This is a genomic window from Corynebacterium sp. 32222D000AT (genome assembly GCF_053546955.1).
Genome location: NZ_JBPPVW010000002.1, coordinates 100,574 through 117,214, shown reverse-complemented (window position 1 = coordinate 117,214; position 16,641 = coordinate 100,574). Strand labels below are relative to the sequence as shown.

The window sequence follows — 16,641 nt, the reverse complement described above, 5'->3', positions numbered from 1 at the left end:
TCGACGTCCCGTTTGCCTGGCGTGCCGGACCGGCCTAGTATCTGTGGGTTCCCGTGACTTAATCAAAAACAACGCTCAAGGTAGTGGAGGCAGGGCATGAATTCTTTGGCCCGGATCGTCAAAAGCGCGTGGGCACTGTGGCCCTATTACCTCGGGGTGGTGTCGACCGCCACTCTGGCCGCCGCGCTGTCGCTGGCCTCGCCGTTTATCGTGCGCGAGGCCACCGACACCATCGTCGCGGCCGTGTCCGGCGACAGCCCCGCCGAGACCGCCCTGCGCACCGTCCTCTGGCTCGCCCTGCTGCTTTTTGCCGCCGATGCCCTAGGCTCCATCTTCAACAACCTGGGCGGCTACGTCGGCGACGTCATGGTCTCGCGGCTGAGGCAGATCCTGTCCACGCGCTACTTCGCCAAGCTGCTGTCCCTGCCGCAGCGCTACTACGACAACCAAATCACCGGCACAATCATCGCGCGGCTGGACCGCTCGATCATGTTCGTCACGCAGTTTTTGCAGTCCTTTTCCAACAACTTCATCTCCATGCTGCTGCAGGTCGTGGCGATCCTGATTATCACCGCCTTCTACTACTGGCCACTGGCCATCATGCTGGCGCTGCTCTTCCCTATCTATATGTGGCTCACGGCGCTGACCTCCAAACGCTGGCAGCGCTTCGAGGCGGTCAAAAACGAGCACATCGACGTCGCCAACGGCCGCTTCGCCGAGGTCATCGGCCAGGTCAAGGTCACCAAGTCCTTCGTGGCGGAGCTGCGCGAGCTGACCAGCTTTGCCCGCCACTACCGCGGGTACGTGGAGACCACCCGCCCGCAGTCGCGCTGGTGGCACACCATGGACGGCCTGCGCGGGCTGGCGATGGCCGCCATCTTCTTCGGCATCTACGCCGTCATCTTCTGGCGCACCCTGGGCGGCCACTTCAGCCTGGGTGACATGGTCATGCTCATCCAGATGGTCACCATGGCCAAGCAGCCGGTGTTCATGATGAGCTGGATCGTCGACTCCGCGCAGCGAGCCATCGCCGGCTCCCGCGACTACTTCCGCGTCATGGGCGAGGACGTCGAGCCGACGGCCAACCCGGCGCTTATCCGCGCCGCCCGCGCCGCCGATGCCACCGAGCCCGGCTCCCAAGACGTCGCACCGCTGGCGCAGACCCCGGGACAAGCGGGCTTTGCTTTCCACAACGTCTCCTTCTCCTACGAGGAGGGCAAGCCGGTGGTCGACGACGTCAGCTTCACCGCGCACGAGGGCCAGCAGGTCGCCCTGGTCGGCGAGTCCGGCGGTGGCAAGTCGACCCTGGTCAACCTGCTGCTGGGCCTGTACCGGCCGACGGAGGGCAACCTCGAGGTGCTCGGCCATCCGGTCCACGACCTGACCGCGGAGCAGCTGCGCGCCTCCGTCGGCGTGGTCTTCCAGGAGCCCTTCCTGTTTTCCGGCACGGTGCGCGAGAACATCGCCTACGGCAAGCCGGGCGCTAGCGATGCCGAAATCATCGCCGTCGCCCAGCGCGCCAACGCCCACGATTTCATCACCGCCTTCCCCGACGGCTACGACACCGTCGTCGGCGAGCGCGGCCTGCGCCTGTCCGGCGGGCAGAAGCAGCGCGTGGCGGTGGCGCGCGCGATGCTCAAGGACGCACCCATCCTGGTCCTCGACGAGGCGACCTCGGCGCTGGATACCAAGGCCGAGCGCGCCGTCCAGGCCGGCCTGGACGAGCTGATGAAGGACCGCACCACCTTGATCATCGCCCACCGCCTGTCCACCATCGCGGGCGTGGACACGATCGTCACGCTGGACCGCGGCCGAGTCCAGGAGATCGGCTCGCCGGCCGAGCTGGCCCAGACGGGCGGAATTTATGCACAGCTGCTGCAGCTGACTCAGTCGGCGTCTGCGGCGGATAGGCGGAGGTTGAAGCGTTTCGGCTTCGTCGACGGCAGCCCGGAGCGCGAGCCGGAAGAGGAAGCCGAGGACTAAGCGCTACTAGGCTGGGGGCCATGGAATTTCCGAGTCTTGAGCAACTAGCCGCCCGCGGCACCCGCAAGTGGACCGTCTACGACTCCGACGTCATCCCCCTGTGGATTGCCGAATCCGACTTCCCCACCGCTCCCGCGGTCAAGGACGCCATCCAGGACATGGTGGACCGCGAGACCTTCGGTTATACCCCGGCCCCGCGCTTGAGCGATCTGCCGGGAGCGCTCGCGGATTTTTACGCCGAGCGCTTCGGCTGGCGCCCGGACGAGAAGGGGATTTTCTGGATCGGCGACGTCGTGCGCGGCATGCTGCTGGGCGTGCAGTATTTCACCCGCCCGGACTCCCCGGTCGTCGTGCCGGTGCCGTCCTACCCGCCGCTTTTGGAGGTACCTGCCACCGCCAGCCGGGACAAGGTCGAGGTCTCGGCGGAGCTGGACTTGGGCGAAATCGAGCGCGCCTTCGCCGCTGGCGCCGGCTCCGTCCTGCTGGCCAACCCCTACAACCCGCTGGGCCGCGTGCTGGACGAGGACTTCCTGCGCGGCCTGGTCGATCTCGCGCGTACCTACGATGCCCGCATCCTGGCCGACGAGATCCACGCCCCGCTGGTCTTTGACGGCCAGCACACGCCGGTGGCATCGTTGGGCCCGGACGTGACCATCACGGCGACCTCGACGTCGAAGGCCTTCAACGTGGCCGGGCTCAAGTGCGCGCAGATGATTTTTTCCAACCCCGCCGACATCGCTACTTGGAAAAAGCTGACCGGGGTGGCCAAGGACGGCACCGGCACCCTGGGCGTCATCGCCGCCGAGGCGGCCTACCGCGACGGCGGCGAACACCTCGACGAAGAGCTGGCCTATCTGAAGCAGACCCGGGACTGGCTGCTAGCCGAGCTTCTCCAGCGCGTGCCCGGCGTTAAGACCGCCTGCCCACAGGCGACGTACCTTTTGTGGCTGGACTTTTCCGACACTAAGATTGGCTCCGATCCGCACCCGGCCCGCTGGGTGCTGGACAATGCCCGCGTCGCGCTCAACGAGGGCTCCACCTTCGGCACCGGCGGCGAGCACCACGCGCGGTTGAATTTCGCGACTTCCCGGGAGATTCTGCAGGAGGCGCTCGAGCGGTTGGGCTGCGCCTTCGAAAACTAGCACCCCGTCTTTACTTTCTCATACAGTGGGCGGTATTGTCTCATTATGCGAACGGCGCGACCCGCCGGCCATAACCCGCCGCACGGCCCCACACCACCCCCGTGGGGCTCGGTGGCGGGAGCGATACTATACGACCCCTGTCAATGAAGGGCTTAAGCAATGGCTCAACCCGTTACGTCCGCACCGAAGCGGCCCGCTGTGACCATCGTCGTGGCGGCGCTCATGTTGTTTTCGATGTTCTTCGGCGCCGGCAACCTCATTTTCCCGCCCATGGTGGGCGTGTCCTCCGGCACTAACTTCTGGCCCGCCGTCCTAGGCTTCCTCGCCGCCGGCGTGCTGCTGCCGGTACTGGCGGTCGTGGCAGTCTCGCTGTCTGGCCGCAGCGTCCGTGACCTGGGAGCCCACGGCGGCGCCTGGTTCGGCGTCGTCTTCTCCGCCATGGCCTACCTGGCCATCGGCGCCTTCTACGCGCTGCCGCGTACCGGCGCGGTCTCCATGGAAACCGCCATCACCCCGCTGCTGGGCTGGGAAGGCACCTCCGCCAACGGCATCTTCAACGCTGTGTTCTTCCTGATCGCGCTGGCGCTGTCCTGGAAGCCGAACTCCATCATGGACACCCTGGGCAAGTTCCTGACCCCGGCCCTGGTGGCCCTGCTGGCGCTGCTCATCATCCTGGCCACCACCGCCAACCCGCGGAACCCGGGCGTGCCTACCGAGGACTACTCCAGCTCCCCCATGGTCACCGGCCTGTTCGAGGGCTACAACACCATGGACGCCATCGCGGGCCTGGCGTTTTCCATCGTCATCGTGGGCTCCCTGCGCAGCAAGGGCTTCAAGTCCACCAAGTCCCTGATGGGCGGCACCATCACCGCCACCCTTGTCGCCGGCGGCCTGCTGGCGGCCATCTACCTGGGCCTGGCCTGGCTGGCGCAGACCCTGCCCAACGGCCAGGACTACGAGTCCGGCGCGGTCCTTTTGGCCGATTCCGCCAATATGACCATGGGCACGGTCGGCCAGGCGGTCTTCTCCACCATCGTACTGCTGGCGTGCATGACCACCGCCGTAGGCCTTATCACCGCCTGCTCCGCCTTCTTCGAGATGCTGGTGCCCAAGACCACCTACCACTTCTGGGCCGTGGTCTTTACCGCCCTGTCCATCCTGCTGGCTTTCCAGGGCCTGGACACCGTGCTGTCGGTGGCCGTGCCGTTTATTACCTTCCTGTACCCGCCGGCCATCACGCTGATCTTCATCACGCTGCTGCAGCCGCTGGTGAAAAAGGCCGTGACCTTCTACTGGGGCTACCGCTTGAGCCTGTGGGTCTCCGTCCTGTGGTCCGCCCTGACGGTCCTCGCCGACCTCGGCTGGGCCAGCGCCCTGGAGCCGATGCTCAACCTCTCGCCGGGCCAGGCGCTGTCGCTGGGCTGGGTCGTTCCCACCGTGATTGCGTTCGTCATCGGCGCGGTTATCGATGCCCTCGTGCGCCCCGCCGCCGAATAAAATCCGCCGCAGGTACCGTGGGTAGCAAGATGTCGTCTTCCGAAGGAGCACCATTGACTACCCACGCACCGCTTTCCGTTCTGGACTTCTGCACCATCTACGAGGGGGAGACCGCCGCCCAGTCCATGGCCCACTCGGTCACCCTCGCCCAGCGGGCCGAGGAGCTGGGGTACAAGCGCCTCTGGTACACCGAGCACCACAACATGTCCACCATCACCTCGTCCGCCCCGGCGGTGCTGATTTCCCATATTGGTGCCCACACCAACAGCATCCGGCTGGGTTCGGGCGGGGTGATGTTGCCTAACCACGCCCCCTACGTCATCGCCGAGCAGTTCGGCACGCTGGCCGAGCTCTACCCGGACCGCATCGACTTGGGCGTCGGCCGTGCCCCCGGCACCGACATGCACACCTTGGGCCGCGCCCTGCGCCGCGACGGCAACGCCGCCGAGCGCTTCCCCGAGGACGTCCGCGAACTGACCAAGTACCTGGCCGGCAAGTCCATCATCCCGGGCGTCCAGGCCGTGCCCGGCGCCTACACGCACGTGCCGGTCTACATCCTGGGCTCGTCGATGTTCGGGGCATCGCTGGCCGCCAAGTACGGCCTGCCCTACTCTTTCGCCTCGCACTTCGCGCCGCAGCACCTGGAGGCCGCGACCAAGTACTACCGGGACAATTTCCAGCCCTCCGACGTCTTAGCCGAGCCCTATGTCATCGCCGCGGTCAACGTCACCGCCGGCGATACCTCCGAAGAGGCCGCCGAAATCTTCGAGCGAGTCGGCTTCAACCGCGTCAAGTCCTTCGCCGGCCGCGGCAAGTTCCTGACCGATGAACAGGTCAACCAGATCATCGGCTCCTACCAGGGCCAGCAGATCCTGGAGATGCTGCGCTACTCCGCCGTCGGCACCGGCGACGAGGTCCGCGAGTACCTCGAGTGGTTCCAGGATCACGCCAGCGCCGACGAGCTGATGGTCTCCATTCAGACCAGCAGCCGCGCCGAGACGCTCAAGTCCCTGGACATCCTGGCCCAGGCCTGGTTTTAAGCCCGGGGCCGGTCCCCCGAGCCGGCGGGGCTATCGCCGTCCCAATCGTCGTCGAAGTCGCCGCCGACCCCCAAGTCGCCTTCGACGATGATATTGCCCGGGATGCGCATATTGCCCTCCTCGTCGTATTCGAGCTCGGGGCGATCCAGTTCGTTGCCCTCGCTGTCGTAGCCAGGGGCGGGGCGGGCATCGGCGGCCTCGTACTTTTCCGGAGTGTCCGTCTTGCTCCAGTGGCGGGTGCGGGTACGACGTTGGGCCGCCGAGTCGTCGTTCATGCCCTTGACCAGGGAGTACATCATGACGAATTCCATCAGGAAGAACGGCAGCGCAACCACGATAACGACTTCCTGGATGGCCTCGATGCCCGTGTCGTTGATAAACAGCAGCGCCGCGGTCACCAGGCCGACCGCGCAGGCCCACGAAACTCGGTAATACGTCGGGGTCTTGTTCTCCTCGCCGCTAGCGAAGGTGTCCATGACCAGGGCCGCCGAGTCCATCGAAGTAATAAAGAAGACGATGATGACCGCCAGCGCAAGCGTGCCGGAGAGCATATACAGCGGGTACTGCTCCAACAGGGCAAACAGCGCGACCGGGGTATCCCCGTCCTCGACCACCGGCTTGGTCAAAATGCCGGGATTGCCCAGCTCCGTCTCGATGGCCGCGCGGCCGAAGATGGAAAACCAGACCACGACCACGATGGTCGGTAGCGCTAGCACGCCGCCGATGAACTGGCGCACCGTGCGCCCGCGCGAGATGCGTGCAATGAACATACCCACAAACGGGGCCCAGCAGATGGTCCAGGCCCAGTAGAAGGCCGTCCACGTGCCCTGCCAACCCGGGTTCTCCTCGAAGGAGTCCGTCCAGAACATCAGCTCCGGCAGGGAGCTGGCGTAGCCGCCGAAGGCCTCCACCGTATGCTTGAGCAGAGTCAGCGTTGGGCCCATTACGAGGACGAATAACATCAGCACGAAGGCGGCGACGATGTTGACGTTCGACAGGATCTTCACGCCGCGGTCTAGGCCAGACGCCACGGAGATGGAGGCGATAGCCGTAACCACCACGATGATGAGCACCTCTACCCAGCCGACCAGCGGAACGTCGAACATGATGTTCAGGCCGGCATTAATCTGCAGCACGCCCAGGCCCACCGAGACGGCGAGGCCGAAGACGGTGCCGATGATGGACAGGGCATCGATAAGCTTGCCGGGCCAGCGGTAGACGCGCTTGCCGAGCAGCGGCGAGAAGACCGAGGACATGCGGGCGGGCATCTTACGCTTGTAGACGAAGTAACCCATCGCCAGGCCCGGCAGGGCGAACGGGACCCACATGTGCACCGCGAAGTGGTAGTAGGTGAAGTGGAAGCCCTGATCGATGGCCTCCTGGCTCATCGGCTCCAGTCCCCCGCGCGGCGGGTTAAAGGAGTGGTGGAGCGGCTCGGCCGCACCCCAGAAGAGCAGGGTCGCGCCCAGGCCGGCGGCGAAGAGCATGGAGAACCAGACCGGCAGGGAGTACTCGGGTTCGTCATCGTCGTCGCCGAGGCGCAGATTGCCATAACGAGAGACGAAGATTCCAATCAAAAAGACGAAAATAATTGAGAAGCCGCCGATGTATAGCCAGCCCAAGTTGGTAAGCAAGGAATTGGAGGCGACCGCGTAGAGATCGCGGGCCCGGGCCCCGAACAACAGGGTGCCGGCCACGAAGACGACGATAAAACCGGCGGCCACTAAGAAGACAAAGGGGTCAGTCTTGAGCCCAAGAAACCTCTTGGACCGATCGGAAGACATGGGGAATGATCCTTTCCTTGGACGAAATATTTCGTTACCAGAGTAGCGGACGCCACCGCCCGAATCGACGAAACTGAGAATTAATAATCAACCCCCGCCCGATTGACCCACCGACGGAAGCAAAAAATCTACAGATGTAGATATGTACACAGATCAAGGCGCCACAGTTGTGCCACACTCAAACAGCATGGAAGCGGATTTGTATACACTTCCCACCCCTGGTGCCTCCACGCCGACTGTGTGACTTATCTATCCTTCTAGGTTTTCTTAGTTTCACGCACGCTCTCGCGCCCTAGATACGCACCCCAGCAACCCTGCAATCGCGCTAGCTAGGGGGCGAACAGCGCGCCGGCAAGCCCCTCCAGATGGACACCATCCCATCGCCTTGACCTAGACAAAGCCTGTCTACATCCCAATAATTACTTGTATGTCGTTTTTTATAAAGCCGTTATTCGTTACACTTGACATAACTAAGACAAACCGTTATTAAAACCCACGTTCTCCCCAGCTCGTGGGCCGGCCGACGCCTGCCACCCCAGGTGGCGGAAGCGTCGGCGTTTTCCAGCCTGCCTGGATTGAAGGGAGTACCGAACAACTAATGAGGCAGCACCGAGAACCGCAGCAGCACCTCAAGATCTGCAACTATCTGAAGGAGCAGATCCGCAGCGGCGAACTTCAACCAGGAGATCAACTGCCCAGCGAGGCCGAACTATGTGCGCAGTTCAACTCGTCGCGCGGCCCCGTCCGCCAGGCGATGGCCGTCCTGCGCACCGAGGGCGCCATCTCCTCCGGCCGCGGCCGGCGCTCCGTCGTGCTCGGCAACTTCAACGCCGAAACCTTCGACTCCATCATCTCCGTAAGCTCCTGGCTCAGCCAACACGGCTACACCCCGCAGCAGAAGACCTTCTGGCTGGCCCGCCGCCCCGCCCCGGAGGACGTCGCGCAGCGCTTGGGCATCGGCGCCGACGAGCAGGTAGTCTACGTCCACCGCCTGCGCAGCACCAACGGCCGCCCGCTGGTCATCGAGCGCCTCTACTTCCCGATCGACATCGGGCAGGAAGTCCTCAACTTCGACGCCGACTCCGGCTCGCTGCACGCCCACCTGCGGGCCGCCGGCGTCGATTTCGACAATGTCAACCGGCGCATCCACATCGGCGCCGCCTCGGCCGACGATGCTGAAGCCCTCGACATCGAGCCCGGCTCCCCCATCTGGACGGTGGAGCTGCTCATCGCCAACCACCAGGGCCGCCCCGTCGAGCTGGCGGTCTACCGCTACCGCGCCGACGCCCTGTCGGTGAGCCTGTCCTCGGTGCGCGGCGGCGCCTCCCCACTGGAGGTATTCCCGGGGGTCTAGCGGCAGCGAAAGCGTGGCAATTTCGCCAAAAAGTGACGCGGTGCACTAACCTTTCGTTATGACTTTCCGAGGCAGACGCAGCGCGTCGCTGGCACTCGCCGCCACCCTGCTGTCCGGGTGCGCGGCCGGGCACACCACCGTCGTCGACCCGGCCCCCGCCGGCCAGGCCGCCGATACCCTCACCGTCGCCACCACCTCCCCCGCCACCTCGTTGGATTTCACCACCGTCGGCGGCGCGGCCATCCCGGCCGCCCTGATGAACAACGTCTACGAGACCCTGGTGGCCATCGATTCCGAGACCGGCGAAGTCGTGCCCCAGCTCGCCACCGACTGGGAGGTCTCCGCCGACGGCACCCACTACGTCTTCCAGCTGCGCCAGGGCGTGCGCTTTTCCAACGGCTCGCCCTTCAACGCCGAGAGCGCGGCCTTCAGCCTGAATTACGTCAAAAACCACTGGTCGAACGCGCTGTCCTCGCAGATGGCCGTGGTGACCAGCGCCCGCGCGACCGGCGACTACGAGCTCACCGTCGACCTGGAGCACCGCTCCAACAATTGGCTGTGGCAGCTGGGCACCACCGTCGGCGCGATGATGACTCCCGACGGCGTCGACGAGCTCGCCAGCCACCCCGTCGGCACGGGCCCCTACGCGGTCAGCAAGTTCAGCCCCAACGAGTTCGTAGCCTTAAGCCCCCGCGAGGACTACTGGGGCACCCCGGCCGCCCAGCCGGTCACGATTAGTTACTTCCCGGATTCGCTGACCGCCCTCAACGCGCTGCGCTCCGGCGGGGCCGACGTGGTCTGGGCGGTCCAGTCGCCGGAGCTGCTTGACGACCTGCCGGACGGCATCGAAAAGCAAGTCGGCACCACCAACGGCGAGGTGCTGCTGTCGCTGAACAACCAGGCCGCCCCCTTCGACGACCCGCGGGTGCGCCAGGCCGTGGCCTATGCCATCGACCGCCAGGCCGCCAGCGACATCCTCTTCGGCGGGCTGGCCACCGACACCGGCGCCGCCCCCGTGGCACCTACCGATCCCTGGTTCAGCGGCGAGGACTACTACCCCTTCGACCCGGAGCGGGCGCGCCAGCTGCTACACGATGCCGGAGCCGTCGGCGCCCCCATCACCATCACCGTGCCCACCCTGCCGTACGCGCAGACCGCCGCCGAGCTCATCTACTCGCAGCTGACGGAGGTCGGCTTCGACGTGCGGCTCGAGTCCGCGGAATTCCCCGCGGTGTGGTTGGGCCAGGTCATGGGCGCCCGCGACTACCAAGTCTCGCTGGTCTCCCACGTCGAGCCGCGCGATCTGACCACCTTGTTCGGCAGCCCGGACTATTACCTGGGCTACGATTCGCCGCGCGTGCGCGAGCTCTTCGCCGCCGCCGATACCGCCGACTCTCCCGAGCAATTCCGCGCCCTGACCTCCCAGGCCGTCGACCAGATCATGGCCGAGGCCGGCGCCGTAACACTGATGAACATGCCCAATATCGTGCTCACCCGGCCCGGCGTGACCGGGCTGCGCCCCGACATGGTTACCGACTCGGTCGACCTGACGGAGGTGAGCGCGCGGTGAGGGCAGGGGGCATCGTGAAGCTGGTGGGCCGCTACGTCTTCGTGCTGGCGGTGGCCAGCGTGGTCATCTTCGCCATGATGCGGGCGGTGCCCGGCAACCCGGCCCGCGTGGCGCTGGGTATCAACGCGACCGACGAGGCCGTCGCCGAGCTCAGCGCCACCCTCGGCCTGGATCAGCCGCTGCTGGCCCAGTACGCCGAGTGGATGGGCGGGCTGCTGCGCGGCGATTTTGGCGTCTCGCTGGCCTCGCAGACCTCGATTACTGCCCAGGTGCTCGACCGCGCGCAGGTCTCGCTCATCCTGGTGGGGCTGGCGCTGCTGTTGGCGCTTATCATCGCGGTGCCGCTGGGGATTGCCAGCGCGCGGTACCCGGGGCTATCCGTGCTGAGCCAGCTGGGCATCGCGCTGCCGAACTTCCTGGTCGGCCTGCTGCTCATCAGCGCCTTCGGGCGCTGGCTGCCGGCCAGCGGGTGGGTGCCTCCCAACCAGGGCTTCGGCCAGTTCGTGGCGCACCTTATCCTGCCGGTGGTCTCCCTGGCGCTGGTGCAGGCGGCCATGCTGACCCGGTATGTGCGCGCCGCCGTCCGCGAGGTCATGGGGCAGGACTATATCCGCACCGCCCGGGCGTTGGGGGCCTCGCCGACGCGCGCGCTTATCCGCCACGGGCTGCGCAACGCGGCCCTGCCGGTGCTGACTGTCGCCGGGGTGCAGCTGACCACGCTGGTTATCGGCGCCGTCGTCATCGAATCCGTCTTCGTGGTCCCCGGCCTGGGCAGTATGCTGCTCGATGCCGTCGCCAACCGCGATCTCACCACCGTCCAGACGCTGGTCATGCTCCTGGTCGCCTTCACCCTGACGGTGAACCTGCTTGTCGACGTGGCCTACCGCCTGATTGATCCGCGCCTGGCGCGGACCCGCGCGGGCGTTAAGGAGGCCGCGTAATGCAGAAGTACTTAGGCGCCGTCCTGGTGGCCATCCCCGTCGTCTTGGCGCTGGTGTCCCTGGTGTGGACGCCCTATCCGCCGGACCTGGCCGACACGGCCGCCCGCTTGGTCGGCCCCGGGGCCGACCACCTGCTGGGCACCGACCGGTTTGGCCGCGACGTGGCCGCGCGCATCATGGTCGGATCCCAGGTCACGCTGCTGGTCGGAGTGCTCGCGGTCGGCATCGCGGCGGTAGTGGGCGTGCCGCTGGGGATCATGGCCGGCATGGGCTACGGCGACTGGCTCATCATGCGCGCCTCCGACCTGGTACTAGCCTTCCCGGCGCTGCTGCTGGCGATTGTTGCCGGCGCCGTGTGGGGCCCGTCGACGGTCACGGCGATGGTGGCCATCGGCATCGCGGGCATCCCGGCGTTTGCGCGCGTGGCCCGCTCCGGCACGCTGCAGGTCATCCACCAGGATTACATCGCCTCCGCCCGGGTCTCCGGCGTGTCCGCGCCGCGGATCGCCTGGCGCCACGTGCTGCCGAATATCCGCGGGCTGATCATCGTCCAGGCCTCCGTCTACTTCGCCTTAGCCGTGCTCGCCGAGGCCGCCCTGTCCTACCTGGGGCTGGGCACTGCTCCCCCGGCCGCGTCCTGGGGGCGGATGCTGCAGGACTCCCAGACGCTCATGGGCGCCGCCCCGTGGCTGGTGTGGGCGCCGGGGCTGGCCATCGCCGTGACCGTGTTGGGCTTTAACCTGCTGGGCGACGGGCTGCGCGACGCCTGGGATCCGAAGGAGGACGCATGACTTTGCTTGCCATCGAGGGCCTGCGCGTGGGCGACAGGCTCGTCGACGACGTCACCCTGCACCTGGACCGCGGCCAGCGCCTGGGCCTTATCGGTGAGTCCGGTTCCGGCAAGTCCCTGACCGCCCTGTCGGTGATGGGGCTGCACGACCTGCCGGTTAGCGGCAGCATCCGCTTCGACGGCCAGGAGTTGGTGGGGTTGGCGGATAAGCGGCATCGGCGGTTGCGGGGCAACCGGATGGCGATGGTCTTCCAGGAGCCCATGAGCGCGCTGGACCCGTCGATGACCATCGGCCGGCAGCTGCGCCTGGCCGGGGGACGGCCGGAGATGCTGGAGAAGGTGCTGTTGCCGGCATCGGTGGCGCGGCGCTACCCCTTCGAGCTCTCCGGCGGGCAGCGCCAGCGCGTGCTCATTGCCATGGCGATGGCGCGCACCCCCGACCTGCTCATCTGCGACGAGCCGACCACCGCCCTGGATGCGACTACGCAGGCCGAGGTCCTCGACCTCATCGACGCCCTAGCCGCCGAACACGGCACCGCTGTACTGTTTATCACCCACGACCTGCGGGTGGCTGACCGGATGTGTGAACGGATTGCGGTGCTGCGCGACGGCGCCATCGTCGAGGCCGGCGAGCACGTGTTGGACAGCCCGCAGCACCCCTACACCCAGCAGCTGGTGCGCGCCTCCCGGCTGCCGGCCGGCGATGCCGCCCCCTCCCGCCAGGACCCCGTTATCGCGCTGGAGTCGGTGACCAAGAGCTTTGGCGGCGCGGCGGCGGTCGCAGGCGTGGACCTGGCAGTGCCGCGGGGCGGGCGCGTCGGCGTGGTCGGCGGCTCCGGGTCCGGCAAGACGACGGTGCTCAAGCTGATTGCGGGGTTGGAGCGCCCCGACAGCGGGTCCGTGCGTGTGGACGGGCGCGTGCAGATGGTCTTCCAGGATCCGCAGGGCTCGCTCAACCCGCGGCTGACGGTGGGGCGATCCATCGCCGAGGGCGGCGCCGGGGCCGAGGAGGTCGCCCGCGTACTGGAGCAGGTGGGGTTGAAAGCAAGCGATGCCTCCCGCTACCCCCACGAGTTCTCCGGCGGGCAGCGCCAGCGCATCTCGATTGCGCGCGCCGTGGTGGGCCGGCCCGATATCGTGCTCGCCGACGAGGCCGTCTCCGCGCTGGACGTCTCCGTGCGCCGGCAGGTGCTGGATCTGTTCGACTCGCTCATTGATGCCTACGATCTCACCGTCGTCTTCATCTCCCACGACTTGTCGGTGATTCGCTACCTCTGCCCCACCGTGGTGGTCATGCGCGACGGCCACATCATAGAGGCCGGGCCGACGGCCGAGGTGTGGGAGAACCCGCAGCACGACTACACGCGCGAGTTGCTGGCCGCGGTCGAGGATTCGTCTATGTAGGTATTTAGGCACGCCGAGTAGGCGCTACGGAGTGGTTTCCGTGGCGCCTTTTCTTGTTGCCCGGCAGTCGTGGGGTTTGGTTGACTTTGTTGTTTCTTTTCCCTCGGCTGACCCCCGTGTCAGCCGCCGCTCCAGGGCGGGTCCCAGGTGACTGTGCCGTGTCTTCGGTTAACCCTGCCGTGCCTGGGGTAGGCCGGGTCGTCGTCGTTCCAGGAGTTGTGGAACTCGCACAACAGTGTCAGGTTTTCTTGGTTGGTTTCACCGCCGCCTGCCCAGGGGTGGATGTGGTGGACCTGGCACTCATCCGCCGGTTTCCTACAGTTTGGCCAGGCGCACGTGGTGGTTTCGGCTTTGGCCATGTCCTTCTGCTTCGGCGAGGCATGCCGTTGGTAGCGGTATTGGTTGACCGGCCCGCGCCTCGGATCCACCAGCGTGGCTAGGCCCGCATCCAGGAGGCAGTGGCGGACGTAGTCGGCACCGGTCATGGTGGTGCCGTTGCTCAGCTGCAAGGTGATCTCATCCCCGTCGCCGGCAAGGATGCGCACCCAGTCGGGAAGGGAGATCACCACGTGGGTGGTCTTGGGTTGTTTTTCTAGGCCTCCGCTGAACAAGGCTTCCACGTCGGGGATGGTCTTAATGCTGGCCCAGAGGTTTTCCACCAGCTGCGGATCCCCGGTGATAGAGAAAGTACTGGGTCCGTCTTTGCGGCGGGTCACGCGCACGCCTTCGGCGGGTGGGGCCGGGCGGTTGAGCTCCAGCACTTTCTGGTTGGCAAGTTTGCGGAGTTGTGTGGTGGTGCCGGGCGTGTTGCACAGTTCGATGAGCATAGCCCAGGCGTCGCCCTGGTGGCGCACCCGGCGGAAGGCGTTGTCCAACACCAAGAGGGTGTCGAGGTGGTGGCCCTGAGAAGCGGCGGCTCGACGGGCGGCGGCCTGCTTGCGCGTAAAGGACGTCTTCCCGAAGAAGGTCTGGCAGGCACGAAAGTGCGCGGCGGCGGCCACGTCGGACATGACAGCCTTCAAAGCGGGCAGGCTGAGCTGGCGGCACAGGTCCAGGTAGGAAATCCCGTCCGCGAAGATGGCGTGCGCTGCTTTGAGTGTGTCCATGGCTGTCGTTGTCATGACTCACACGCTAGAACCACCCGTCAACCCCCACAAGGGCACGATCCCGCGCCTGTGGATAACTCGGCCGCCCGAGTGGAATGGTTAACACTCGGGAACCGCGGCCTGTGGAAAACAGAAACTCAAGGAATGCAAAAGTTCGCGAAACTGCCGCGGAAGAGTACGCTGTATTGGCCGAACAAATTTGATACGAGAAAGGAACGTGTAGCAGCACCGTGACGGACAACCCTACTCCCCAGAGACCAAGTACCCTCCAGCTGCTGACCACCTTCCACTCCTCCGCCCCGCGGTGGCCCGGCGCGCTGCGCGCCGCCCTGGCCATCCTTTTGCCGGGCTGCGTGGCCCTGCTCCTGGGCTATACGAACGCTATCCTGCTCATCGCCACCGGCGCCTTCGCCGTCATCTACGGCGAGGGCCACCCCTACCGCACGCGCGCCCGCGTCATCGCGGTGGCCGGCACGCTGCTGGTCGCCGGATCGGCCACCGGCACCCTGGTGGGCACGCTGGTCTTCGCCCCCGGCCACGGCCACTGGTGGCTCATCCTCTCGGCGCTGTTTACGGTGCTGCTGGCCACCACGGCCGCGTTCGTCCAAAACGCTCTGCGCCTGCCGCCGCCGGGCGGCTTTTTCATCGTGATGGTCTCGGGTGGCTCCACCATGCTCGCCCGTAGCGGCACCCACGTCGGCGAGGTCATCCTGTGGGCCTGCGTCGGCGCGGGTACCGCGTGGATCCTCGGCATGGCCCCGTCGCTGCTGGATAAGCACGGGCCGGAGCGCCGCGTGGTCGACACCCTGGAGCGCGCGGCCGAGGACTACGCCAACGCCGACAAGGACCACCTGGCCCGCCACCACCAGGCGCAAACGGCGCTGTCGAATGCGTGGCAGTCGTTGGCGGATGCGGGCATCGTTAGCGGTGGTCGCATTATCAACCAGTCGCAGTCCGAGCTGGTGCGGCGCACGCTGGCAGCGCAGCGCAGCATCGTTCGGCATAACCTGCGCGACGACTTCGGCGCCGCCGAGGCCCTGCTCACCGATGCCCCCAACGACATCGATCCGAGCCGCACCGTCATCCCGCACAGCCGCCCGACGGTGACCTACCGCCTGTACCGCTCCGCGGTGCGCAACGGACACGCCTTCATCACCGCCGAGCGCGTCTTCTTCGCTGGCCTGATTACCGCGCTGCTGGGCGTGGCGCTCGGCCTGGGCCGCCCGGACTGGGGTGCGATTTCGGTCCTGCTGATTCTGCAGTGGGGCCCGGACCGGGTGCCGGGCACGGTGCGCGCCATCCACCGCGCGGCCGGCTCGGTGCTGGGCGTGTGCCTGTTCGCCACCTTCCACTACTTCGGTGTGTGGGGCTGGTCGCTGCTGCTGGCGCTGGCGGCCTGCCAGTTCTTCGCGGAGATTTTCGTGGTGAAAAACTACGCCTTCTGCGTGATCTTCTCGACGCCGCTGGCGCTTTTGATGGGCAACTCGCAGGCGCCGGAGCTGGCGCCCGTCGTCGGCGCGCGCATGGCGGAGATTTCCCTGTCCATCCTGTTCGCGCTGTTGGCGCTGTGGCTGTACCGGCCGGCATCGGCGGCGCTGAATCACCACCGGCTGCAGATCCGCTGCTACGAGTCGATGGGCGCGCTGCTGGGCGCCCTGCTGACCGAAACGCCGCAGCAATCCTTAAGCCAGCGCCGCGACCTGCAGTACGAGCTGCTGTCCGAACGCCGCTCCATCCAGTCGGTGGGCGCCAACCAGCCGGATCGCCTCGACGAGTTCAGCGCCCAACACGAGGCGATCCAGCACGCCGGCTACCAACTGCTGGACTTTTGTAACTTGGCGCCGGATAGCCAGCCCAGCGCCGCGGATATCCGGCAGTTGGCGGACAAGGTGAGAATGGCCAGTCCGCAGGCCCGCTAGCGCGGCTGCAGCAGCAGCGAAGCATCGAGGAGATGCTCCTGGACCACCGGGGCGAAAAGCTCTTCCAGTTCGGCCACGACGGATTCTGGGAACTGCATGGTGGGTATACCT

Annotated in this window: 12 protein-coding genes; 10 read left to right on the top strand and 2 right to left on the bottom strand. The window is 66.3% G+C overall.

The window, feature by feature from the left end; all coding sequences use genetic code 11:
• The first annotated feature begins 96 nt into the window (after positions 1-96).
• From ACEE23_RS01600 to ACEE23_RS01585, 4 genes are all read left to right on the top strand, one after another.
• Complete coding sequence (locus ACEE23_RS01600) at positions 97-1,983, top strand: ABC transporter ATP-binding protein (RefSeq protein WP_368520297.1); 1,887 nt, start codon at positions 97-99, stop codon at positions 1,981-1,983.
• Positions 1,984-2,003: 20 nt separating this feature from the next.
• On the top strand, positions 2,004-3,125 hold the full coding sequence (locus ACEE23_RS01595; RefSeq protein ID WP_368520298.1) for a MalY/PatB family protein: 1,122 nt from the start codon (positions 2,004-2,006) through the stop codon (positions 3,123-3,125).
• A gap of 159 nt (positions 3,126-3,284) precedes the next feature.
• Positions 3,285-4,622, top strand: coding sequence for a branched-chain amino acid transport system II carrier protein (gene brnQ / locus ACEE23_RS01590; protein ID WP_368520299.1), 1,338 nt, complete (start codon positions 3,285-3,287; stop codon positions 4,620-4,622).
• Positions 4,623-4,675: 53 nt separating this feature from the next.
• Positions 4,676-5,662, top strand: coding sequence for an LLM class flavin-dependent oxidoreductase (locus ACEE23_RS01585; protein WP_368520300.1), 987 nt, complete (start codon positions 4,676-4,678; stop codon positions 5,660-5,662).
• On the opposite strand, the gene ACEE23_RS01580 is transcribed toward ACEE23_RS01585, so the two are convergent.
• A complete protein-coding gene (locus tag ACEE23_RS01580) occupies positions 5,659-7,446 on the bottom strand; it encodes a BCCT family transporter (RefSeq protein ID WP_368521689.1) in 1,788 nt (595 codons plus the stop codon). The two genes, ACEE23_RS01585 and ACEE23_RS01580, sit on opposite strands and share 4 nt — an antisense overlap.
• 598 nt (positions 7,447-8,044) lie before the next feature.
• Here ACEE23_RS01580 and ACEE23_RS01575 point away from each other — a divergent pair.
• Genes ACEE23_RS01575 through ACEE23_RS01555 form a run of 5 tightly spaced genes read left to right on the top strand, consistent with a single transcriptional unit; the run spans position 8,045 to position 13,505 of the window.
• Complete coding sequence (locus ACEE23_RS01575) at positions 8,045-8,800, top strand: GntR family transcriptional regulator (protein ID WP_368521688.1); 756 nt, start codon at positions 8,045-8,047, stop codon at positions 8,798-8,800.
• 58 nt (positions 8,801-8,858) lie between these two features.
• On the top strand, positions 8,859-10,370 hold the full coding sequence (locus ACEE23_RS01570; protein WP_368521687.1) for an ABC transporter substrate-binding protein: 1,512 nt from the start codon (positions 8,859-8,861) through the stop codon (positions 10,368-10,370).
• Complete coding sequence (locus tag ACEE23_RS01565; protein ID WP_448871905.1) at positions 10,367-11,311, top strand: ABC transporter permease; 945 nt, start codon at positions 10,367-10,369, stop codon at positions 11,309-11,311. Before ACEE23_RS01570 ends, ACEE23_RS01565 begins: the two co-directional genes overlap by 4 nt.
• Entirely contained in the window at positions 11,311-12,102 is a 792-nt protein-coding gene (locus ACEE23_RS01560; protein WP_368520305.1) for an ABC transporter permease, read from the top strand. The genes ACEE23_RS01565 and ACEE23_RS01560 overlap by 1 nt, the downstream gene beginning before the upstream one ends.
• A complete protein-coding gene (locus ACEE23_RS01555) occupies positions 12,099-13,505 on the top strand; it encodes an ATP-binding cassette domain-containing protein (protein ID WP_448871903.1) in 1,407 nt (468 codons plus the stop codon). The genes ACEE23_RS01560 and ACEE23_RS01555 overlap by 4 nt, the downstream gene beginning before the upstream one ends.
• Positions 13,506-13,624: 119 nt before the next feature.
• On the opposite strand, the gene ACEE23_RS01550 is transcribed toward ACEE23_RS01555, so the two are convergent.
• A complete protein-coding gene (locus ACEE23_RS01550; protein WP_448873500.1) occupies positions 13,625-14,626 on the bottom strand; it encodes an HNH endonuclease signature motif containing protein in 1,002 nt (333 codons plus the stop codon).
• A 215-nt stretch (positions 14,627-14,841) separates the two neighbouring features.
• On the opposite strand from ACEE23_RS01550, the gene ACEE23_RS01545 reads away from it, so the two are divergent.
• On the top strand, positions 14,842-16,530 hold the full coding sequence (locus tag ACEE23_RS01545; protein WP_448871899.1) for an FUSC family protein: 1,689 nt from the start codon (positions 14,842-14,844) through the stop codon (positions 16,528-16,530).
• Positions 16,531-16,641: the final 111 nt, after the last annotated feature.